Origin of the sequence: Avibacterium paragallinarum (assembly GCF_900450705.1) — a bacterium.
Taxonomy (GTDB): Bacteria; Pseudomonadota; Gammaproteobacteria; order Enterobacterales; family Pasteurellaceae; genus Avibacterium; species Avibacterium paragallinarum.
The window spans coordinates 1,561,392-1,583,120 of sequence record NZ_UGHK01000002.1 but is presented as its reverse complement, the minus strand read 5'-3'; the positions used below and the strand labels follow the sequence as shown (position 1 = coordinate 1,583,120).

Here is a 21,729-nt window from a genome sequence, read left to right as displayed (position 1 = left end):
ACCTTTTTATTTTATTAAAATTTGGGGTAAGGGAACCCAAATTAATGATGAAGTTAGAAATATATTCTTACTTTGAATAAAGGGGCGGATCATACTTATTTTTTTAATAAGTTCAAGAAAAAAGCATTAAAAATAAGTGGTGGGGTGGTGGTACTTAATGCCATTTTATTATAAGAATATAAAAAATCTGTTAAAATAGTGCTGTTTTGAGATAGCGTTTAAACTAAGGGTATATTTATCGAAAACTGGCAACGTGGTTTTGTTTTGCATCGCAGAGCATATAGCGAAACAAGCTTATTGGTGGATTTGTTTACGGAAGATACGGGGCGTTTAACGGTGCTTGCCAAAGGGGCGAGAACAAAACGTTCTGCGTGGAAAAGTATTTTGCAGCCGTTTACGCCGTTGCTGTTGCGTTGGGCAGGACGAGGGGAACTGAAAACCCTCACCAAAGCTGAGGCGGCGTCGCTTACTTTGCCAATGCCGCCTGTCGCACTTTATAGCGGTTTCTATGTGAATGAGTTATTAATGCGATTATTAGCACAGGAAACGCCTTATCCGGATATTTTCCAAGATTATTTAAAATGTCTTATGGGGTTGGCAAGTGTGTCAGAGGCTGTTGAACCTAGCTTACGCACTTTTGAATTTCAATTACTTACCGCAATGGGCTATGGCATTGATTTTTGTCACTGTGCGGGTTCAGGTGAGCCTGTTGATGAAAATATGACCTATCGTTACCGTGAAGAAAAAGGTTTTATTGCTTCTTTAATTAAGGATAATCTCACTTTTTATGGCAGAGAACTGTTGGCGTTTGAGCGGCGAGAATTTCGCGATCAGGCTGTATTGCAAGCGGCTAAGCGATTTATTCGTATAGCCTTGAAGCCTTATTTAGGCAGTAAGCCATTGAAAAGCCGAGAATTATTCACTCAACATATTTTGTATCAGAAATAACCTATGGCATTACTTTATCCCCCTAAAAAAGTGGAAAAAAAGCACCGCACTTTTACCGCTCAAGTGCAAGATTTGGATTATCAAGGGCTAGGTGTGGCGAAAATTCAAGGCAAAACGTGGTTTATTGAAAATGCTTTGCCTGGTGAACAGGTTCAAGTGCAGGTGTTGGAAGAAAAGCGTCAGTATGGCAAAGCGATCGTAAAAGAATGGTTGAAGACTAGCCCAAAACGAGAGAACCCAGCCTGTATTTATTATGAAAAATGTGGGGGGTGCCAAACTCAGCATATTCCGTTGGATATGCAACGTGATACCAAAGAACGAGCGTTATTTCAGCGATTAAGTAAATTGCAAGCTGACCCCATTGCGTTAATGCCCCGAATTGTTGGAGAACAATGGCATTATCGCCGTCGTTTGCGTTTGAGTATTCACTGGGATAAAAAGAAAGGCTTGCTTATAGGCTTTCGGCAAAAAAATTCGCAACTTATTGAGCCAGTGCAATCTTGCCTAGTGATAGAAAAACCATTGAATGATTTGTTGCCAAAAATAACCGCACTTTTACAGAACTGGTCTAGTCCAAAAAATTTAGGGCATATCGAATTGGTGCGAGCTAGCAATGGGATCGCGTTATTGTTGCGTTATCAAAAAAATCTGGCAGAAAAAGACCGCACTTTGTTATGCCATTTTGCAAAACAAGAAAATCTCATGCTCTTTGTGCAAGATGATGAACGTATTTATCAACTTTATGGTGAAAGCCCTTATTATGACTTGAAGAACGGATTAAGATTGCATTTTGACATTCGCGATTTTATTCAGATTAATCCGCGATTAAATCAAGCAATGATTGACACCGCACTGGATTGGCTCACATTGACTAAGCAAGATCGGGTGTTGGATTTATTTTGTGGAATGGGAAATTTTACTTTGCCAATGAGTTCTTCCGCGAAACAAGTTGTCGGTGTGGAAGGCGTGGCAGAAATGGTGAAGAAAGCAACACAAAATGCGGAACGAAATGGCTGTGAAAATGTCGAATTTTATCAGGGTGATTTGGCACAATCTTTCGTTGATCAGCCGTGGGCGGCGTACCCTTTTAATAAAGTTTTGCTCGATCCTCCACGCACTGGAGCGGCGTTTGCTATCCCATTTTTGTGCGAATTAAAAGCAGAAAAAATATTGTATGTGTCTTGCAATCCTGCTACTTTGGTGAGAGATGCTCAAATGCTATTACAAACAGGCTATCAATTAACAAAAGTGGCGATGATCGATATGTTCCCTAATACAGGGCATTTAGAGAGCATTAGTCTATTTGAACGGAAATAAATAGGAAGGCGTTATGGTTGCTGTTCGAGGTTCTCATCTACTTAACCCAGAAGATTTTGTGATTGAACAATGGAGCGAAAGTCTGAAATTGTCTCCAGATTTAGCACAAAAATTAGTCCAAATTTGGCATTATTCGCAAGAGAAAATCCAACAGAACCAAAATTTGGCTGAAAATTCACAGTGGCATTGTTCATTATCCTCTGGCGTAGAGATGGCAGAAATTTTGCATAGTTTGAATATGGATAGTGAAAGTCTGATTACCGCAATGATTTACCCTGTGGTAAGCCATAATATTGTTGCATTGGAACAAATCAGTGAGGATTTCGGCACAGAGATTAGTAAATTGGTGAAAGGTGTAATGGAAATGGATAACATTCGCCAACTCAATGCAAGCCATTCCGCAAATGCCTTACAAGTGGATAATGTTCGTCGAATGTTATTGGCGATGGTTGATGATTTCCGTTGCGTTATCATTAAATTGGCAGAACGTATCGCTTTTTTACGAGATGCAGAGAATTGCTGTTCTGAAGAAGAGAAAGTGCTTGCGGCAAAAGAATGTTCTAATATTTACGCACCATTGGCAAATCGTTTAGGTATCGGGCAACTTAAATGGGAGCTGGAAGACTATTGTTTTCGCTATTTACATCCTGAACAATACCGTATGATTGCTAAATTATTGAAAGAGCGTCGTTTAGATCGGGAACAATATATTGCTGATTTTGTCGCGGAATTAACCCAATATTTGCAAGAAAGCATTAAACAGGTAGAAGTTTATGGTCGCCCTAAGCATATTTATAGTATCTGGCGGAAAATGCAGAAAAAGCATTTAGAATTTAGTGATTTATATGATGTACGAGCAGTACGCGTGATTGTGCAAAAATTGCAAGATTGCTATTCCGCTCTGGGGATTGTGCATACGCATTTTAAGCATTTACCGAAAGAATTTGATGATTATGTCGCGAACCCGAAACCCAATGGTTATCAATCCATTCATACCGTCGTTTTGGGCAAAGGGGGAAAGCCTATTGAAGTGCAAATCCGTACCCAACAAATGCACGATGATGCGGAACTAGGGGTGGCAGCACATTGGAAATATAAAGAAGGGGTAACAGGGCGTTCAGCCTATGAAGATAAAATTGCGTGGTTACGTAAATTATTAGCATGGCAAGATGATATTACGGATTCTAGCGAAGTGATTGCCGAATTGCGTAGCCAAGTGTTTGATGATCGCGTTTATGTGTTTACACCGAAAGGGGAAGTGATCGATCTACCGACAGGCTCAACACCGCTGGATTTTGCTTATGCGATTCATAGTGAGATCGGGCATCGTTGTATTGGGGCAAAAGTAGGGGGGCGGATTGTCCCTTTCACCTATCAACTACAAATGGGTGATCAAATTGAAATTATTACGCAAAAAACACCGAACCCAAGCCGAGATTGGCTTAATCCGAATTTAGGCTTCACTAACACCAGCAAAGCCAGAGCAAAAATTGCAGCTTGGTTTAAAAAATTAGACCGAGATAAAAATATCCCAGCGGGTAAAGAGTTATTAGAAAATGAAATTGCCCGTTTAGGCATTACACTCAAGCAGGTGGAACAATATGCTTTACCTCGTTATAATCTGAAAAATGTAGAGGATCTCTATGCGGGGATTGGCGGTGGAGATATTCGTGTCAATCAGCTTATTAACTTCCTACAAAGTAAGTTAATTAAAACCTCGCCACAGGAAACGGATGAACAAATTCTACGCCACGTTGCACAGAAAAGTGCGGTAAATTCTCAGCATAAAAATGAATCCAAAGATTATGTGATCGTGGAAGGGGTGGGCAACCTGATGCACCACATTGCTCGTTGCTGTCAGCCGATTCCTGGTGATGATATTGTGGGATACATTACGATGGGACGAGGGATCTCTATTCACCGCAGTGATTGCGAACAATTTCTAGAATTGCAAAATAGTCATCCTGAACGGGTCGTGGAATCGATTTGGGGTGAAAGTTATGCTAATGGTTTCCGCATTGGTATTCGCATTATTGCCAGCGATCGTCATGGTTTGTTACGCGATATTACTACCGTGTTAGCTAATGAAAAAATTAGTGTGCTAGGTGTTTCTAGCCGTACGGATATAAAAAAGCAAATTGCTACAATGGATATGGATATTGAGTTAAATAATGTGCAAATGCTGAGTAAAATCTTGGCTCGTTTAGCAAAATTAGATGATGTGATCGAAGCAAAACGTTTATAAGAAAAAATAAGTGCGGTGGTTTTTTTGTGTAATTTTGTTGCGATTAAAGCAAAAAAATTGAGTTATAACATTCAATCAGTTAATAAGGAAAGAAAATTGGAAAAAACAACGGGCTTGACCCATTTAATCAAATCTACAGGCTATTCATTAAAAGGGCTAAAAAGTGCATTTAAAAATGAGGCAGCATTTCGTCATGAAGTGGCGTTATCCTGTATTTTGATTCCCCTCGCATTTTTCTTAGCAAATAACAAAATAGAATTAATCTTGATGATTGGTTCCGTATTGTTGGTGCTAGTGGTGGAATTACTCAATAGTGCTGTTGAGGCAGTAGTAGATCGCGTTGGTAAAGAATACCACGAACTTTCAGGTCGGGCGAAAGATCTGGGGTCTGCAGCAGTGTTTGTCGCATTAATTATTGTAGGAATCGTTTGGGGAAGCGCCCTATTTTTGTAACTTTAACTAACATCGGCACAAGTAAAGAGCTAGATAATACAGTAGAGAACGATTATTACTGTATTATCTCTATAATATTGTATTTATATAGGACTATTATGATCGGGTTTCATAAAAAGTGTTATGTGGATTGTACGGTTATTATCCTTCCATATAAGTTTTAAGATCCTCACCTTGCAGACCTGCATTCAGTGCAATCAGTAATTTTAGGCGAGCTTTGGGCACATTCAACTCTTTCACGAACATTACGCCTTGCTCTTGTAAATTTAGCCCTCCGCCTTCGTAACCATAGACTGGTTCTGCAATACCGTTAAAGCAACGTGAAACTAATGCAATAGGAATATTCTGTTTAATTAAACGCGATAACCCTTGCATCGCTTTAGGGGGCATATTACCCGCACCTAAGGCTTCAATGATCACTCCATCTAATTGTTGTAAATCTAATTGTTCAAATAACCAGTTATCCATTCCAGCATAAATCTTAATGATGGGTACATTGCCATTCACTTTTTTTAGCGAATCTAGCATAAAACGCTGACGGGGTTCAGCTGCTTTAAAAAAGAGAATATCTTTTTTCATAATGATCCCTAAGGGGCCATGAGTAGGCGTCTGAAAAGTGGAAACGTTGGTAGTATGAGTTTTAGTAACGTATTTAGCTGCATGAATTTCATCATTCATAACTACTAAAATACCTTTATCAGCACTTTTCTCGTGGCTAGCTACGCGTAAAGCAGAAAGATAATTATAGATACCATCACTGCCTAATTCATTGGTTGAACGCATTGCACCTGTAAGAACAATAGGTATCTGAGGTAACTGTATTGTATCTAAAAAATATGCGGTTTCTTCTAGCGTATCCGTCCCATGAGTAATTACAATACCATCATAGTTTCTGCCGTCTTGATTAATTTTTTGTCCCAAAGTAAACATATTATCAACCGTCATATGAGGACTAGGTAAGTTAAAAAAATCAACAGATTGCACCATAATATCTTGTAAATCAAAGGAAACTTTTATCATTGGATTGGCTGTACTTGGTGCTACTTTACCATTACTATCGGTATGCATTGAAATAGTACCACCAGTGTGGAGAACGAGAAGTTTTTTCATATAATTATAGGTCTTGAGATAAAAATACTAGCTTTAAAGATTTTAATTTGGGAATTGCATTTGTGCTATCATCAAAATTGATCATTTCAATTCTAAAACTCAATGGGTTGTATTCTGTCATAACTTCAACTTTTTATCTAGAGCAGCGATTTTTAAGAGCGGTTGGAAAACATTTAAGTTATAGTGTTTTTAGTTTCGTTGATTACACATCATCAAACCCAAGATAATCAATACGCCGCTGATGAGATGATATGGATAGAGGGTTTCACCTAAAACGCTGATCCCGAGTAGGGCGGCAAATAACGGCGTTACATTGGTGAAAACCGCACCTTTCGCGCCGCCCACAAGGCTTATACCGTAATTCCAAAAGGCGTAAGATAAAATTGACGGTCCGATAACCAAATAGCCAATCATTGCCCAATGGCTCGTAGAGATTTGGCTCATAATCGGCTCGCTGGCGGTTAAAGCTTTCCATAGAAAAACAGGGCTAAAGCATAGCATTGCAATGGCAACAAGCAAAGTAAGCATCACGGCGTTGGGTAAGTCTGTTGGGCGTAGGCGGATAATGCAGCAATACACCGCCCAGCTCAATGCCGAACCAATCGCCCATAAATCCCCTTTATTCACATTAAACTGTAGTAAGGTTTGCGGATCGCCTTGGCTTAATAAACATAATACACCAAAGAAACTTACCACTGCCCCTGCAAGCATTAAAGGGCGAATTTTATCCCCGAAAACAAGACGATTAAGCAATAATACCGCAATCGGCACAACCGCAAGATAAATGCTCGCATTCAGGGCAGTGGTGCTTTGCAAGCCTTGATAAAGAAACAGCGGAAAGATGACGATGCCGAGTAAAGAAAGTGCGGTCAGAATTTTCCAGGTTTTTTTGATGATGGGAAGGAAAGGGAGCGTGCGTTTGGCAAATAAAACCAGCAAAATAAGTGCGGCGGGAAACCAGCGTAAATAGGTTAGCACAATGGGATCAACCTCACGGCTGAGCATTTTGCCGAAAATATAATTGCCACCCCAAAATAAGGTGGCTAAAATCAGGCAAAAATAGCCATAATGCTGTTTGTTCATCTTGTACCACGTTCCACAATAATCCCCACATTGCGTGCTTGTGCCACCGCTTTTGGCTTACTCAATTTGATTTTGAGCCAGCTTAGCCCATATTTTTGTTCAAGTTGTTCAGCGACTTCATACGCTACACGTTCAATGAGGAAAAAGGGTTTAGATTGCACATAATGGATAATAAATTCGCTCACTTCCGCATAATTGAGGCAGTAGGCAACATCATCGGTTTGGGCGGCTTGACGACAATCCCACGCCATTTCCACATCAAAAATCAATTTTTGTTTGATTTGTTGCTCCCAATCATACACGCCGATTTGAGCGAAAACGACCAGTTCTTCAATAAAAATGCGATCCTTCATAAAATCCTTCTTGGTGTCAAATTCTATTAGGCTTATGCTATCAAGTTTATGTACAATAGACGAACAAATTTTTCATTTGATCAGTCAGGTAGGTAAAAATGAGCCTTTTCGCCCTTTTTTATATGCTCTTTGCATATTTACTCGGTTCTATTTCCAGTGCCATTTTAATTTGTCGCCTCGCGGGCTTGCCTGATCCCCGCAATGCGGGTTCACATAACCCCGGTGCAACCAATGTATTGCGTATTGGCGGGCGTTGGGCAGCGTTAGCGGTGCTGGTTTTAGATGTGTTAAAAGGAATGCTCCCAGTGTGGGCGGGATATTACCTCGGCTTAACCCAATTTGAACTTGGAATGGTGGCATTAGGTGCGTGTCTAGGGCATATCTTCCCCATTTTCTTTAAATTTAAAGGAGGAAAAGGAGTCGCCACTGCTTTCGGTGCAATTGCCCCGATTGGCTGGGGAGTAGATGCTTGGATGCTCGGTACTTGGCTTGCGGTGTTTTTGCTCACAGGCTATTCCTCTCTCAGTGCAGTTATCGCCGCGATTACTATTCCTTTTTACGTCTGGTGGTACAAACCTGAATTTACTTTCCCCGTTGCTTTGGTTTGCTGTTTGCTCGTTTACCGTCACCACGACAATATCCAGCGTTTATGGCGAGGGCAGGAAGATAAAATTTGGAAGAAATTAAAGAAAAAACGTTAAATTTAAACTTTGTAAAGGCAATTATCGTTGTTTAAGTTTAAATAAAGCATAATATGGCTCTCTCAGATCGAGAAATAATATTTTGAAATTACAAGTTGCTACAAAAACATAGAAAGTCTATTTATCTTATTTTATTGAAAATATGTAGGGAGATGAGTTAAGACTCCATACATTGAGAAAAAGTGAGAACTTCAAGGTTTTATCGTAGTCCATTGTAATATAGCCCCTTGAAAGGGGCTGTAAGGGAGAATTATTTGCCGAGTTGTTTTTTTAATTTAATCAATTTATCTTTCATTCTTTGACGTTTTAGCGGAGAAAGATAGTCAGCAAAAACAATACCATTTAAATGGTCAATTTCGTGTTGAATACAAATAGCAAGCAGATCATCAGCATCAAGAATAAAGGCTTTTCCATTTTTATCTAGTGCCTCTACGCGTAGTTTTTCTTTTCGAGGAACAAATCCACGAAGACCCGGAAGTGATAGACACCCTTCTTCAATTCCAGTCTCCCCTGAACTTTCAATGATCTTAGGATTAATCAGTACAATTTGGTTTTCTTTTGTTCCTTCAATATCAATAACAATTACACGGCGGTGTACATTTACTTGGGTTGCAGCAAGCCCAATTCCTTGCTCTTTATACATCGTTTCAAACATATCATCGATGAGCTGGTGTAATTCTTGATCAAATGTATTTACTGGTTGAGCTACAATTTTTAGACGATCATCAGGGTAAATTAATATTTCACGTAATGCCATAAATTTATGGTTCCTTTATTAACTTAAAATTATAGTGTAACGATTTTAGATAAAAACACCAAGAGGAATACCCGTATTTTAAATTAAAAAAGTTGCATTATTTTTATCGAAGAGAGTTATTTGCGAAAATATAATTTGAATAAGGTAGGTATATTATTATAGGAACATATTTACCATAAGGTGATTATTAATAACCCTGGCTTAAAATTTAAATGTTAAATGAAATTAGGGCAGTATTGGATTAAACTAATACCACCCTACAGCATTTCAATTTTCTTACAAGGGATTAATATAGCTCAAGAGTACTACACAACCCCTTATTAGGATTTCAATCATATGATCAGAAAAATAAACTAAAGTTTATTTAAACCAACCTGATTCTTTTTTTACTCTAGCTTCACCTTCTTTATTCATTAATGATTCGGCTCCTCTAGAAATACTGCGATTAGCATCAGCTTCAGATTGAATAACATCTGTTCTTGCGGCTTCACGTTTTAATTCTTGTTCAATGAAATCATCTTCACGTTCAACTCGTTTTTGCTGACGTTTAAGGGCTAAACGGCGTTCTTCTAAATCTAACTTACGGTTTTCATCTTCATAAGCCTGATCTCTCTGTTTATCCTTAAGATACTCTTGATATGCCCGTTCTTTTTGACGAGCAACTTCTGCAGCTTTTGCTGCTGCCCGCTCTCGAGCTTTCTTCGCTGCTGCTGCTTCGGCACGTTTCCCCTCGGCTTCTGCTGCCGCAACAGTAGCTAATTCACTACTTAAATCAGCTTGCACAAAATTCGTCGTTAAAAGACCAGCACTAAGTACGCTACAAATTAATATAGTTTTTTTCATTTGTATAGCTCCCTATTTTTCCACTGGACATTCAGCATTTGGTTGAATGCGAGTTTCATTAGCCTTAGTTGTAATTAATAATGCAATACCTGGCTTAAATTGGCATTTTTTACCGGCTTGAGTTGAGGTATAAATTTTTGTCCCTTGTTTATAGGTTAAGCTTACCCCTTCAATGACGACTTTATCTTTTACCATAGCTCCAGAGACACCACCTAAAGTAGCTCCAGCGACACCACCACCAACCGCACCAGCTGTATTGTATTGATAACCGACAACAGCCCCAGCTACAGCACCTAAAAGAGAGCCTGCGGTTTTTGCAATTTCTTTATTTTTATGGTTATCTACTGCAACTTTTGCTGGAAGAACTGCGATAATTTTAACGGTTTTTGCTTCTTGACGACTATTTAGCTGAGTTGTGTCATACACATCTGCCCCCAAAGAATCTGCATCTACTGCACAGCCAGTAAGTAAAGCGGATATAGCCAAAGGTGTAATGAACAATTTTTTCACTTGGTACCTCAAAATAAGAATAATTAAATAAAAACTAAATTTAGATACCTTGAAACGGGCATCTATTCAGGGCTCTATTGTATCATAAGAGATATACAATTAAGTAAGAGATAAATGTACGATTTTATTTTAGGTCTGTAATAAAGTGGGAACATTGTCGTTGCTTATTACATAATATATCTAACTTTCCTACCTCAGAATATTTTCAAAATTTGATCTCTGCCACAAAAATGAAATTTATTTTTCATTTTTATTTTATTTGAAATAAAGATGTGATTATATAGCATCAAACAATGCGTTAAGGTAACGAGGAGAGAAAGATGAAGACAATTCGACTAACAGTTGCACAAGCCTTAGTAAAATTTCTAGATAATCAATATGTAGAATTTGATGGCAAGGTTACGAAGTTTATTGAAGGGATCTTCGGTATCTTTGGACACGGCAATGTATTAGGACTTGGTCAAGCACTTGAACAAAATGCGGGAGAATTAATCGTCCGTCAAGGGCGGAATGAGCAAGGTATGGCTCACGTTGCGATTGGTTTTGCGAAACAAAAATTACGAAAACAGATTTATGCTTGCACCTCTTCTGTCGGACCCGGGGCGGCTAATATGATTACAGCTGCGGCAAGCGCAACGGCAAATCGCATTCCTTTGCTATTACTGCTCGGTGATGTATTTGCAACACGTCAGCCTGATCCCGTATTGCAACAAATTGAACAACCTTATGATCTCAGTATTAGCACCAATGATGCTTTCCGTGCGGTGAGTAAATATTGGGATCGCATTAACCGCCCAGAACAATTAATGACCGCTTGTATTAATGCAATGCGAGTGCTGACTGATCCTGCGGAAACGGGAGCAGTAACGTTGGCTTTACCGCAAGATGTGCAGGCTGAAGCCTATGATTTTCCTGAATATTTTTTACAGAAACGCATTCATCGTATTGAACGTACTTTGCCTACTGAAGCAATGTTACAAGATGCGTTAGCCTTAATTCAATCCAAGAAAAAACCGTTAATTATTTGTGGCGGCGGCGTGCGTTATTCAGAAGCAGCAGAGCAACTCAAAGCCTTTGCGGAACGTTATCATATTCCGTTTGCGGAAACGCAGGCAGGAAAAAGTGCGGTGCTTTCTTCTCATTATTTGAATGTGGGTGGCGTGGGTGAAACGGGCTGTTTGAGTGCCAATTTACTCGCCAAAGAAGCTGACCTAATTATCGGCATTGGCACAAGATATACGGATTTCACCACCTCCTCGAAATGGATTTTTCAGCACCCAGAGGTGAACTATCTCAATATTAATGTTTCGCGTTTTGATGCCTATAAATTAGATGGCGTACAAATTACCGCCGACGCGAAAAAAACCTTAGAAAATCTGACCGCACTTTTATCTTCGACCCATTATCAAACTGCGTGGGGAGAACAAATTACACAGGTAAAACAACAGTTTGAAGCAGAGCGGGAGCGTCTTTATCACCTTTCTTATACGGAAAAGGATTTCGTTCCCGAAGTGGACGACCGCTTAAATCGTGAAGCGGTTTTCAATGAATTTATCCAGCTAACCCATTCACGCTTAACCCAAAGCCGAGTGCTTGGCATTTTGAACGAACAGCTTGGTGAAAATGATGTGATTGTGGGTGCTGCAGGCAGCTTGCCGGGGGATTTACAGCGAGTATGGCAATCTAAAGGAGAAAATACTTATCACCTAGAATACGGCTATTCTTGTATGGGCTATGAAGTGAATGCCGCACTTGGGGTGAAACTCGCCCAGCCAGAGCGGGAAGTTTATGCACTGTTGGGGGATGGCTCTTATATGATGTTGCATTCAGAGCTAGTTACCTCAATCCAAGAACGCAAAAAAATTAATGTAGTGCTGTTTGATAATATGACCAACGGTTGTATTAATAATCTTCAAATTGGACATGGTATGGACAGTTTTGCTACGGAATTTCGTTTTAGAAATGCGGAAACGCAGCAGCTTAATGGGGATTTTGTTCCCGTTGATTTTGCGATGAATGCGGCATCTTATGGTTGTAAAACCTATCGAGTTACCAACGAAGAAGAACTCATTGCGGCGTTAGAGGATGCCAAAAAGCAATCTGTTTCAACCTTAATTGATGTAAAAGTGTTGCCAAAAACAATGGTGCATTCTTACGGTAGTTGGTGGCACGTTGGAGTGGCTGAGGTTTCAGAAAAAGAATGGGTTCAGCAAGCCTATGAAAATGCGGTAAAACACATTGATGAAGCGAGACGTTATTGATTATTCATTGCTTAATGAGGAAAAAATGATGAAAACTGAAAATGTAAAATTAGGGATTGCCCCTATCGGTTGGACCAATGATGATCTTCCTGAATTAGGGGCTGAGAATACGTTTGAGCAATGCGTGAGTGAGATGGCATTAGCTGGCTATACGGGCTATGAGGTTGGCAATAAGTATCCTCGTGATGTGGCATTGTTGAAACATAAACTCAGCGTTCGTGGCATTGAAATCTGCAATGCGTGGTTTAGTACCTTTTTTGTTGATGGCAAAAAAGAGCAAACCTTGCAAGATTTTATTAAACATCGGGACTTTTTGCACGCAATGGGGGCAAAAGTGATTGGTTGTTCAGAGCAAAGCCGAAGCATTCAAGGGCAGCCGAAAGCCATCTTTAAGGAAAAAACCGTTTTCACCGATGAAGAATGGCAATTATTAGCCGAAGGCTATAATGAATTGGCAAACTTAGCTGCCGAAAAAGGTATGCGGGTGTGTTTACATCACCATATGGGAACAGGTATTCAAACGCCAGAAGAAATCGATCGTTATATGCAAGTGGTGAATGATGATGTTTATTTGCTGTTTGATTCTGGACATTTGTATTATTCCGAAGGGTCGCAACAGGCAATGTTGGCGGTGCTAGAAAAATACATCGATCGCATTATTCACGTTCACTTAAAAGATGTGCGAGATGAGGTGGTGGAAGAAGTGCGGTCAAAAAATTTGAGTTTTTTAGAAGGCGTGAAAAAAGGCACGTTTACCGTTCCGGGTGATGGCGTAATTGATTTCAAACCGATTTTTGAGATTTTAGATAAGCATAATTACCAAGGTTGGATGGTTGTTGAGGCAGAACAAGATCCTGCGATTGCCAATCCATTTGAATATGCTGTGAAAGGTCGTCAATATATTAAAGAGGTTGCGGGGGTGTAAAATGATTAAAGTTGGCATTATTGGTGCAGGTCGTATTGGTCGAGTGCATTCAGAAAGTATCACAAAATATGTGAAAGGGGCGGAGATTAAAGCCATCTCTGATATTCGAGTCACAGAGGAACTTGAGCAATGGGCAAAAGAAATGGGCATTTCCAATGTCTATGATGATTACCAAAAAATTCTGCAAGATCCTGAAATTGATGCTGTACTCGTTTGTTCTTCCACCAATACTCACGCCTCAATTTCGATTGAGGCAGCACAAGCAGGGAAGCATATTTTCTGTGAAAAACCGATTGATGCGAATGTTGATCGAATTAAAACTGTGCTAGCCGAAGTCGAAAAAGCAGGGGTTAAATTCCAAGTGGGCTTCAACCGCCGTTTTGATCATAATTTTAAAGCGATCAAACAACGTGTCGTAGCCGGTGATATTGGTGAGCCACATTTGATTCGTGTTACCTCAAGAGATCCCGCCGCACCGCCGATTGACTATGTGAAAGTTTCAGGCGGAATGTTCTTTGATATGACCATTCACGATTTTGATATGATCCGCTATCTTTCAGGCAGTGAAGTTACCGAAGTCTATGCGGTGGGTGGCGTATTAGTTGATCCTGCCATTGGTGAGGCGGGTGATATTGATACCGCTGTGATTACCCTAAAATTAGCAAACGGTGCGATTGGGGTGATTGATAATAGCTGTAAAGCCGTTTATGGTTATGATCAACGTGCTGAAGTTTTTGGTTCAAAAGGGGCGGTACAAACCCGTAATGATACCGATTCTACCGCAATTTATTCCTGTGAAGCGGGCGTTATTGCAGAAAAACCAAAATATTTCTTCTTAGAACGCTATATGCAATCTTTTGCTGATGAAATGGCGTGCTTCGTTGATGCAGTCGTAAATGATAAGCCAACTTTAGTGAATGGCAATGATGGCTTACAACCTGTACTTATTGCGATTGCAGCGAAGAAATCCTTAGACGAGAAACGACCTGTTAAGCTTAGCGAAATTTAACTATTTTTAATTAGTGTTAGATGTTCTATCATAGGTTTGTTTCATCTTACTATCAAGGTTTAGCTCCAAAGCTAAACCTTTCATGATTGGTGCCTTATATTGTGAAATAAATATGCTTGATTAAATTAATCTCGCAGGAATTTCTGGAGCAACGAGGCGATGAAGCCTTGTACCTTCCAGATCAATATGTCCAAAGCGAGAATGCCCATTATTCCAATCTGCTACAGCTTGACGTAATGCCTCTTGACTGTCTGCCACAAAATTCCACCACACTAAGGTTTTATGTGCTAACGGCTCTCCGCCTAACAACATAATATGGCTGCCTGCTTCACCTTTAATTTTGAATTCGTGAGCTTGACAATCCGTTAGGCTAACCAGTTGATCTTGTTGGTAAACTAGTCCTTCAATTTCTACTTCACCTTTCAGTACTAGTACGCCATATTCAAAGTTTGGCTGTTGTTCTATGTTGATCGTTTGTGCTTGTTGAAATTGAATATCTACGCCAACTAACGGACTATATTGCTGAGTTGGTGCGGTTCTACCTTGATAGCTACCTGTGGTTAAAATGTAATTCACGCCATTTTCTTGCCATTCAGGTAATTTAGGATAATGTTGAAAATTTGGTTCAATCTCTTGATCCATTGGGAGTGCAATCCAAAGCTGTACTGCGTGAAGGTGATGCACGCCTTCTGGAGTTTGTTCTGTATGGCTAATACCACGCTGATTGCCTGTGCCAGCGGTCATTAAATTTACTTGTTTTGGCTTAATTAATTGACGATAACCAAGGCTGTCTTGGTGCCACACTTCGCCTTCTAACATCCAAGTAAATGTCTGCAAATTACAATGTGGATGTGCCCCAACTTGCAATCCTTCATTATCGTCAGTAAATTCTGATGGTCCTGCGTGGTCAAGAAAACACCACGCGCCAATGGTGCGTTTACCCGCTTGTGGTAGCAAGCGTGCGACAGGAATTCCGCCTACATCTTTAGTAATCGCATTTAATTTATCTACGCTCATTTTTTCTCCTTATGCTTTAATTCGTTGCTTTATGCTTTCGCCCATTGAATAAAAGTTTGTGCAAACTTACTTAAGAAACCCGCAGTGCGTTCATCAGCTACTTCCCCTTGTTCATTCAATGCTTGATTGGCTTTGCTTAAAAAGACTTCTGCGGTTGTCAGTACATTCGCACCAATACTTTGTAAACTTTGGCGAATTTGCAAGCCAGAATTAATTCCACCATAAGCCCCCGGTGAAGCAGTAACAATCGCCACTTTCTTGCCCAGCCATAAATTTTGACCGTAAGGACGAGAAGCAATATCAATGATATTTTTGATGGCGGCAGGCATTGCACGGTTATGCTCTGGGCTAACGATTAGCACAGCATCGGCATTTTTGATTTGCTCACGCACGCGATCATATTCTGGTACGTTCACCTGATCGCGATCTTGGGTATAAAGAGGCAAATCATCAATGCGGACTTCGGTTACTTTTACGTCTGCAGGAAATTGTGAAACAATATAATTGGCTACGCTGCGGTTAATGGATTTTTTGCTTAAACTGCCGATAATCAGTGCAATGTTCATTATTTATACCTCAAAATGTTAGGGGAAATTTCAGCCAATTATAAATCCCCACGAAATCCCAAACAATCGGCATTTTAGAAATGATCTTTTTCTCGATCAGAAAAAATGCGGTGAAAAATCACCGCACTTTGTTTTTCCTAAGTATGATTATTTCAGTGCCACCCTTGCATTTCTAAACAATCGCATCCACGCACCGTCTTCTGTCCAATCATCGGGGTACCACGAATTGGAAACTGCACGGTAAACACGCTCAGGGTGTGGCATCATAATAGCAACACGTCCGTTGCGGTTAGCAAGAGCGGTGATGCCGTCCACTGAACCGTTTGGGTTGGCTGGGTATTGGGTGGTTGGCTTGAGATCATTGTCGATATATTGAGCGATGATCAAATTTTGTTGGCGGAGTTGCTCAAGCTGGTGATCGTTTTTAAATTCGATCCGCCCCTCTCCGTGCGAAACCGCGATTGGCATATGAGATCCTGCCATTCCGTCAAACCATAAAGACGCTGTATCATTGATGCGAACCATCGCTGTGCGTGCTTCAAAACGTTCTGATTGGTTACGCACAAAACGTGGCCAGGCTTCTGTTCCCGGGATAATTTCAGCCAAATTCGCTAACATTTGACAACCATTACATACCCCTAAGGCAAGGGGGTTTTCACGCTCAAAGAAGGTGGCAAATTGATCACGAAGTGCGGTGTTAAATAGGATAGATTTTGCCCAGCCGCCGCCAGCACCTAGCACATCACCATAAGAGAAACCACCACAAGCAACAAGGGCTTGGAAGTCTTTTAAGTGATGGCGTTGCTGTTGTAAATCACTCATATGCACATCAATGGCATCAAAACCTGCGCGGTCAAAGGCGGCCGCCATTTCATAATGGCTGTTCACCCCTTGCTCGCGTAAAATAGCAATGCGAGGTCGCACGCCTTTAGCAATGTAAGGGGCGGCAATGTCTTCATTGACATCATAAGTTAAAGACACGGAGAAGCCTTTATCATTTGGATTTTTCTTCGCAGCAAACTCTTGATCGGCACATTCTGGGTTATCGCGTAAGGCTTGCATTTTGTGCGTTAGCTCAGCCCAAATGCCACGCAATTCAGAACGGGCTTCTTTTAATACCACTTTTGTGCCACGGGTGATTTCAAATTGGTCGTCTTGGCTTACTGTGCCGAGTTCTTTCAACAGCGGTAGCACGCTATTTTGTTCAAAAATATGGCGAACAGCGTTGAGATCGCTTTCTTTCACTTGGATCACAGCACCAAGTTCTTCATTAAACAGCACGGCAAGATCGTTATCGCCTAAGGCACTGATGTCCACCAATAATCCGCAATGCCCCGCAAATGCCATTTCGGCAAGGGTGATGATTAAGCCACCATCGGATCGGTCGTGGTAGGCGAGCAATTTTTGTTCATTCACCAGTTGTTGCATTGCATTGAAGAAGCCTTTCAGACTTTCCACATTCACTACATCTGCGGGTTTATCACCTAATTGTTTATAAACCTGTGCCAATGCCGTTGCACCTAAGCGATTTTTGCCCTCACCTAAATCAATCAATAATAAACGGCTGCTGCCTTTATCGGTGCGAAGCTGTGGGGTTACGGTTTTGCGAACATCTTCCACTCGAGCAAAAGCACTGATCACCAAAGAAAGTGGGGCAGTAACGGATTTTTGCTCGCCATTTTCCTGCCAAGTGGTTTTCATCGACATCGAATCTTTCCCCACAGGAATGGTTAAACCTAACTGCGGGCAAAGCTCTTCACCAACGGCTTTGACCGCTTCATATAGCCCGGCGTCTTCACCATTATGCCCTGCGGCAGACATCCAGTTTGCAGAAAGTTTGATGCGTTTAATATCGCCAATGTTTGTGGCAGCAATATTGGTTAGGCTTTCCGCAACTGCTAAGCGTGCGGAGGCAGCGAAATCTAACAATGCCACAGGTGCACGCTCGCCCATTGCCATTGCTTCGCCGTGATAGCTGTCTAAAGAGGTGGTAGTAACCGCACAATCCGCTACGGGGATTTGCCACGGGCCAACCATTTGATCCCGTGCCACCATTCCCGTTACGGAACGATCGCCAATGGTGATTAAGAAGGTTTTTTCAGCCACCACAGGCAGGCGTAAAACACGGTATAACGCTTCTTTGAGCTGAATTTGAGATTGATCTACGGCAGGATTATTCACTTGTGCTGATGCCACATCGCGGGTCATTTTTGGTGTTTTTCCTAATAACACATTCATTGGCAGATCGATAGGATCGTTGGCAAAATGATCATCGTGCAAGGTGAGATGTTCTTGTTCTGTGGCTTCACCGATTATGGCAAATGGCGCACGTTCACGCTGACAAAGTTGCTCAAATAAGGCTAATTTATCTGGTGCAACAGCCAGTACATAGCGTTCTTGCGATTCGTTACACCAAATTTCCAACGGCGACATTCCTTTTTCATCACATAAAATATCACGCAACTCAAAGCGTCCGCCACGTCCGCCGTCGTGTACTAGTTCAGGCATTGCATTAGAAAGCCCACCAGCCCCCACATCGTGGATAAATAAAATCGGGTTGTCATCGCCCATTTGCCAACAGCGATCGATAACTTCTTGGCAACGGCGTTCCATTTCAGGGTTATCACGTTGCACGGAGGCAAAATCAAGATCCTCTTTGGATTTGCCTGATGTCATTGAAGAAGCCGCCCCACCGCCTAAACCGATGTTCATCGCAGGGCCGCCAAGCACGATCAATTTCGCCCCCACAGGGATTTCCCCTTTTTGCACGTGTTCGGCACGGATATTCCCAATTCCGCCTGCTAGCATAATAGGCTTGTGATAGCCACGCACTTCTTCACCATTGAAACTGTTCACTTTTTCTTCATAAGTACGGAAATAACCAAGCAAGGCTGGGCGACCAAATTCATTATTAAATGCCGCACCGCCTAATGGGGCTTCAAGCATAATATCTAGGGCTGAAGCGATACGGTTTGGCTTAGATAATGGATTTTCCCAAGGTTGCTCAAAATCAGGAATCAGCAAGTTAGAAACGGAAAAGCCCACCAAACCCGCTTTCGGTTTTGCCCCTCGCCCTGTTGCCCCTTCATCACGGATTTCCCCGCCTGAACCTGTGGCAGCCCCTGGGAAAGGGGAAATGGCGGTTGGGTGGTTGTGCGTTTCCACTTTCATTAGAATATGCGCATCTTCGTTATGATAGCGATATTGTCCATCTTGATCAGGGAAAAAGCGTCCAACCTTTGAACCTTCCATTACCGCTGCGTTATCTTTATAAGCAGAAAGCACATAATCAGGCGTTTTTTCAAAGGTATTTTTGATCATTTTGAACAGGGATTTTTCTTGTTTTTCGCCGTCAATGATCCAATCTGCATTAAAAATTTTGTGGCGACAATGCTCAGAGTTGGCTTGGGCAAACATATAGAGTTCCACATCCGTTGGATTACGTCCAAGTGCGGTGAAATTTTCCAGCAAATAATCAATTTCATCTTCTGCCAACGCTAAACCCAATTCCACATTGGCTTGTTCTAGGGCTTGGCGACCGCCGTTTAAAATATCTACTCGGGTAAAGGCTTTCGGGGCTTGATGTTGGAATAAGATTTCTGCTTCTTGTGGCGTGCGGATCACCGTTTCCATCATTCGATCGTAAATATGGCTTGTAAGTGCCGATTGCTCTTGCGGGCTGAGTTCGCGGGATAATTCAAAATAAAAGGCTAGACCTCGCTCTAAACGCAGCACTTTGTCTAAACCGCAGTTGTGTGCAATGTCCGTGGCTTTTGATGACCAAGAAGAAATCGTGCCTACACGTGGAATCACGATAAAACATTCACCTTGCGGTTCGTGTTGTGCCAAGGTTGGTCCATAATGCAATAACTGGGTTAATTCTTGCTCTTCAAGAGCATTCAGCGCTTCGCTTAGCTCGGCAAAATGCACATATTCGGCATAACAGGATTTAACGGGAAGCTGAGCTTGTTGGAAGCGAAGAGAAAGTTGATTTAAACGGAAGGGAGAAAGGGCTGGTGAGCCACGAAAAATCTGCAACATAGACTTTACCATTGGTTAGATTAATGAAAACGGGGTTATTATAAAGGAATTTTTATTAAAACGAAAACGTTTGCGTAAGTGTTCAATGTCTTCTGAAGCTATTTTCTAGCAAATTAATATATCAATATCCATTGTACATTCTACGTTCAACAAAGTAGTAAGTTAGAAGCGATAAAAAATGCGTTTTAATAATCTAACTGCAATGCATAAAAAAGAAGTGTTCATCAATGTAATTTATTATTGAGTTTTTGCACAATAAAAATTAGATAATGCACACTTCCTATAAAGATTTTCCCTGACTGAATATGAATAAATAATGGTTTTGCATACATAACTGTACACAAGCAAGGATAAGCTATCAGTAGCTTGATGATAATTTAAGAATTAAAAATCACAGCACCACCATATCATCACGATGAATCGCCACTGAGCCATATTCATAACCGAGAATTAGCTCAATATCTTGGGATTTTTTGCCTTTGATTAACTGCAAGGCATCGCTGTTATAGCGAGGAATACCAAGGGCGATGATTTTTCCGTTCGGCTGTTGAATTTTAACTACTTCACCGCGAGAAAAACGCCCTTCGATATTTAAAATACCAGCTGGTAATAAAGATTTATGTTGAATTAGCACCGCACTTGTTGCCCCCTCGTCAATGGTAATTGTGCCAGCGGAAGGGGCAGCGAAAAGCCATTGTTTACGGCTTTCAAGACGGTCGGTTTGCACCCTAAATTTTGTGCCGATGTTTTCGCCATAAGCTAAATCCACAATCACATTTTCTCGATTGCCTGGGGCAATGATGGTTTCAACTCCTGAACGGGTAGCAACATCGGCGGCGATAACTTTGGTGGACATTCCGCCTGTGCCAAGTGTCGTGCCGCTGCCGCCTGCGATTTGGCGAATGTCATCGGTGATTTTTTCTACCACAGAAAGCAATTTTGCGTGGGGATTTTTTCTCGGATCGCTGTCAAATAAGCCTTGTTGATCCGTCAGCAAATAAAGCTGTTCTGCCTGTGCTAAGATCGCCACTAATGCGGATAGATTATCGTTGTCGCCCACTTTGATTTCCGCTGTCGCCACTGCATCATTTTCATTAATCACGGGGATGATACCGTTATCTAACAAGGCGTTAAGGGTGTCGCGGGCGTTGAGGAAACGTTCGCGATCTTCAATATCGGCTCGACTGAGTAAAATTTGCCCAATATGAATATCATAAATGGAAAAAAGCTGTTCCCACGTTTGAATCAGTTGGCTTTGCCCCACTGCTGCCAACAGTTGTTTTGAGGCGATGGTAGGGGGTAAGGTTGGGTGATTGAGATAATCTCTCCCCGCCGCCATTGCCCCAGAGGTAACAATAATTATGCGAAAACCAGCTTGATGCAATTGGGTGATTTGTCGCACAATTTCCATCATATGCGGACGATGAAGTTTCGTTGTTCCTTGCGTGAGGGTGCTTGTTCCAAACTTGACGACAATGGTTTTCTTTTGTGCTTTCATTCTTAATTTATCCTTATTCTCGATCGCCTAGAAATTATCATTAAATCCAAAAAAATGAATTAAATTTCCACCGCACTTTCTATTATTTAAAA

The 21,729-nt window shown here is 41.2% G+C and carries 18 protein-coding genes; 8 read left to right on the top strand and 10 right to left on the bottom strand.

What is annotated here, in order from left to right:
- The first annotated feature begins 237 nt into the window (after positions 1-237).
- From recO to DXZ23_RS12675, 4 genes are all read left to right on the top strand, one after another.
- A complete protein-coding gene (recO, locus tag DXZ23_RS12690) occupies positions 238-948 on the top strand; it encodes a DNA repair protein RecO (protein WP_035659534.1) in 711 nt (236 codons plus the stop codon).
- A gap of 3 nt (positions 949-951) precedes the next feature.
- A complete protein-coding gene (rlmD, locus tag DXZ23_RS12685; protein ID WP_017805270.1) occupies positions 952-2,265 on the top strand; it encodes a 23S rRNA (uracil(1939)-C(5))-methyltransferase RlmD in 1,314 nt (437 codons plus the stop codon).
- Positions 2,266-2,278: 13 nt separating this feature from the next.
- Positions 2,279-4,510, top strand: a complete 2,232-nt coding sequence (gene relA / locus DXZ23_RS12680; RefSeq protein WP_021723838.1) for a GTP diphosphokinase — start codon at positions 2,279-2,281, stop codon at positions 4,508-4,510.
- 96 nt (positions 4,511-4,606) lie between these two features.
- A complete protein-coding gene (locus DXZ23_RS12675) occupies positions 4,607-4,963 on the top strand; it encodes a diacylglycerol kinase (protein WP_026138439.1) in 357 nt (118 codons plus the stop codon).
- A 141-nt stretch (positions 4,964-5,104) separates the two neighbouring features.
- Here DXZ23_RS12675 and DXZ23_RS12670 read toward each other — a convergent pair whose 3' ends face one another.
- From DXZ23_RS12670 to folB, 3 genes are all read right to left on the bottom strand, one after another.
- Positions 5,105-6,073: an asparaginase gene (locus tag DXZ23_RS12670; RefSeq protein ID WP_021723837.1), complete on the bottom strand. Its 969-nt coding sequence runs from the start codon at positions 6,071-6,073 to the stop codon at positions 5,105-5,107.
- 189 nt (positions 6,074-6,262) lie between these two features.
- The gene (locus tag DXZ23_RS12665) at positions 6,263-7,156 is read right to left on the bottom strand and encodes a DMT family transporter (RefSeq protein WP_017805275.1); all 894 of its coding nucleotides are present in this window, start codon (positions 7,154-7,156) and stop codon (positions 6,263-6,265) included.
- A complete protein-coding gene (folB, locus tag DXZ23_RS12660) occupies positions 7,153-7,509 on the bottom strand; it encodes a dihydroneopterin aldolase (RefSeq protein WP_017805276.1) in 357 nt (118 codons plus the stop codon). The genes DXZ23_RS12665 and folB overlap by 4 nt, the downstream gene beginning before the upstream one ends.
- A 98-nt stretch (positions 7,510-7,607) precedes the next feature.
- On the opposite strand from folB, the gene plsY reads away from it, so the two are divergent.
- Entirely contained in the window at positions 7,608-8,210 is a 603-nt protein-coding gene (gene plsY, locus DXZ23_RS12655; protein WP_017805277.1) for a glycerol-3-phosphate 1-O-acyltransferase PlsY, read from the top strand.
- Positions 8,211-8,460: 250 nt separating this feature from the next.
- On the opposite strand, the gene def is transcribed toward plsY, so the two are convergent.
- The 3 genes from def to DXZ23_RS12640 form a co-directional block, all read right to left on the bottom strand.
- The gene (gene def / locus DXZ23_RS12650; protein WP_017805278.1) at positions 8,461-8,967 is read right to left on the bottom strand and encodes a peptide deformylase; all 507 of its coding nucleotides are present in this window, start codon (positions 8,965-8,967) and stop codon (positions 8,461-8,463) included.
- Positions 8,968-9,327: 360 nt separating this feature from the next.
- Positions 9,328-9,810 carry a DUF5384 family protein gene (locus tag DXZ23_RS12645; protein WP_017805279.1) on the bottom strand — a complete coding sequence of 161 codons (483 nt, stop codon included), beginning with the start codon at positions 9,808-9,810 and terminating at the stop codon, positions 9,328-9,330.
- 12 nt (positions 9,811-9,822) lie between these two features.
- Positions 9,823-10,320: a hypothetical protein gene (locus tag DXZ23_RS12640; protein ID WP_051185293.1), complete on the bottom strand. Its 498-nt coding sequence runs from the start codon at positions 10,318-10,320 to the stop codon at positions 9,823-9,825.
- Between the two features lie 320 nt (positions 10,321-10,640).
- Here DXZ23_RS12640 and iolD point away from each other — a divergent pair, with 320 nt between their 5' ends.
- Genes iolD through iolG form a run of 3 tightly spaced genes read left to right on the top strand, consistent with a single transcriptional unit; the run spans position 10,641 to position 14,515 of the window.
- Complete coding sequence (gene iolD / locus DXZ23_RS12635; protein ID WP_017805281.1) at positions 10,641-12,581, top strand: 3D-(3,5/4)-trihydroxycyclohexane-1,2-dione acylhydrolase (decyclizing); 1,941 nt, start codon at positions 10,641-10,643, stop codon at positions 12,579-12,581.
- Positions 12,582-12,609: 28 nt separating this feature from the next.
- Entirely contained in the window at positions 12,610-13,506 is an 897-nt protein-coding gene (gene iolE, locus DXZ23_RS12630; protein ID WP_017805282.1) for a myo-inosose-2 dehydratase, read from the top strand.
- A 1-nt stretch (position 13,507) separates the two neighbouring features.
- The gene (iolG, locus tag DXZ23_RS12625) at positions 13,508-14,515 is read left to right on the top strand and encodes an inositol 2-dehydrogenase (protein WP_017805283.1); all 1,008 of its coding nucleotides are present in this window, start codon (positions 13,508-13,510) and stop codon (positions 14,513-14,515) included.
- Between the two features lie 120 nt (positions 14,516-14,635).
- Here iolG and DXZ23_RS12620 read toward each other — a convergent pair whose 3' ends face one another.
- From DXZ23_RS12620 to proB, 4 genes are all read right to left on the bottom strand, one after another.
- Entirely contained in the window at positions 14,636-15,532 is an 897-nt protein-coding gene (locus DXZ23_RS12620; protein ID WP_017805284.1) for a pirin family protein, read from the bottom strand.
- Between the two features lie 29 nt (positions 15,533-15,561).
- Entirely contained in the window at positions 15,562-16,098 is a 537-nt protein-coding gene (locus tag DXZ23_RS12615; RefSeq protein ID WP_017805285.1) for an NADPH-dependent FMN reductase, read from the bottom strand.
- A 147-nt stretch (positions 16,099-16,245) separates the two neighbouring features.
- Positions 16,246-20,139, bottom strand: coding sequence for a phosphoribosylformylglycinamidine synthase (purL, locus tag DXZ23_RS12610; protein ID WP_017805286.1), 3,894 nt, complete (start codon positions 20,137-20,139; stop codon positions 16,246-16,248).
- A gap of 391 nt (positions 20,140-20,530) precedes the next feature.
- Positions 20,531-21,637, bottom strand: a complete 1,107-nt coding sequence (proB, locus tag DXZ23_RS12605) for a glutamate 5-kinase (protein ID WP_017805287.1) — start codon at positions 21,635-21,637, stop codon at positions 20,531-20,533.
- Positions 21,638-21,729: the final 92 nt, after the last annotated feature.

Excerpts from the sequence above, each read along its gene's own strand:
- relA (WP_021723838.1), top strand. The coding sequence starts at position 2,279 with ATGGTTGCTGTTCGAGGTTCTCATCTACTTAACCCAGAAGATTTTGTG.
- def (WP_017805278.1), bottom strand. The coding sequence starts at position 8,967 with ATGGCATTACGTGAAATATTAATTTACCCTGATGATCGTCTAAAAATT.
- DXZ23_RS12670 (WP_021723837.1), bottom strand. The coding sequence starts at position 6,073 with ATGAAAAAACTTCTCGTTCTCCACACTGGTGGTACTATTTCAATGCAT.
- DXZ23_RS12645 (WP_017805279.1), bottom strand. The coding sequence starts at position 9,810 with ATGAAAAAAACTATATTAATTTGTAGCGTACTTAGTGCTGGTCTTTTA.
- DXZ23_RS12665 (WP_017805275.1), bottom strand. The coding sequence starts at position 7,156 with ATGAACAAACAGCATTATGGCTATTTTTGCCTGATTTTAGCCACCTTA.
- iolD (WP_017805281.1), top strand. The coding sequence starts at position 10,641 with ATGAAGACAATTCGACTAACAGTTGCACAAGCCTTAGTAAAATTTCTA.
- proB (WP_017805287.1), bottom strand. The coding sequence starts at position 21,637 with ATGAAAGCACAAAAGAAAACCATTGTCGTCAAGTTTGGAACAAGCACC.
- purL (WP_017805286.1), bottom strand. The coding sequence starts at position 20,139 with ATGTTGCAGATTTTTCGTGGCTCACCAGCCCTTTCTCCCTTCCGTTTA.
- rlmD (WP_017805270.1), top strand. The coding sequence starts at position 952 with ATGGCATTACTTTATCCCCCTAAAAAAGTGGAAAAAAAGCACCGCACT.
- DXZ23_RS12615 (WP_017805285.1), bottom strand. The coding sequence starts at position 16,098 with ATGAACATTGCACTGATTATCGGCAGTTTAAGCAAAAAATCCATTAAC.
- plsY (WP_017805277.1), top strand. The coding sequence starts at position 7,608 with ATGAGCCTTTTCGCCCTTTTTTATATGCTCTTTGCATATTTACTCGGT.
- iolG (WP_017805283.1), top strand. The coding sequence starts at position 13,508 with ATGATTAAAGTTGGCATTATTGGTGCAGGTCGTATTGGTCGAGTGCAT.
- folB (WP_017805276.1), bottom strand. The coding sequence starts at position 7,509 with ATGAAGGATCGCATTTTTATTGAAGAACTGGTCGTTTTCGCTCAAATC.
- iolE (WP_017805282.1), top strand. The coding sequence starts at position 12,610 with ATGAAAACTGAAAATGTAAAATTAGGGATTGCCCCTATCGGTTGGACC.
- DXZ23_RS12620 (WP_017805284.1), bottom strand. The coding sequence starts at position 15,532 with ATGAGCGTAGATAAATTAAATGCGATTACTAAAGATGTAGGCGGAATT.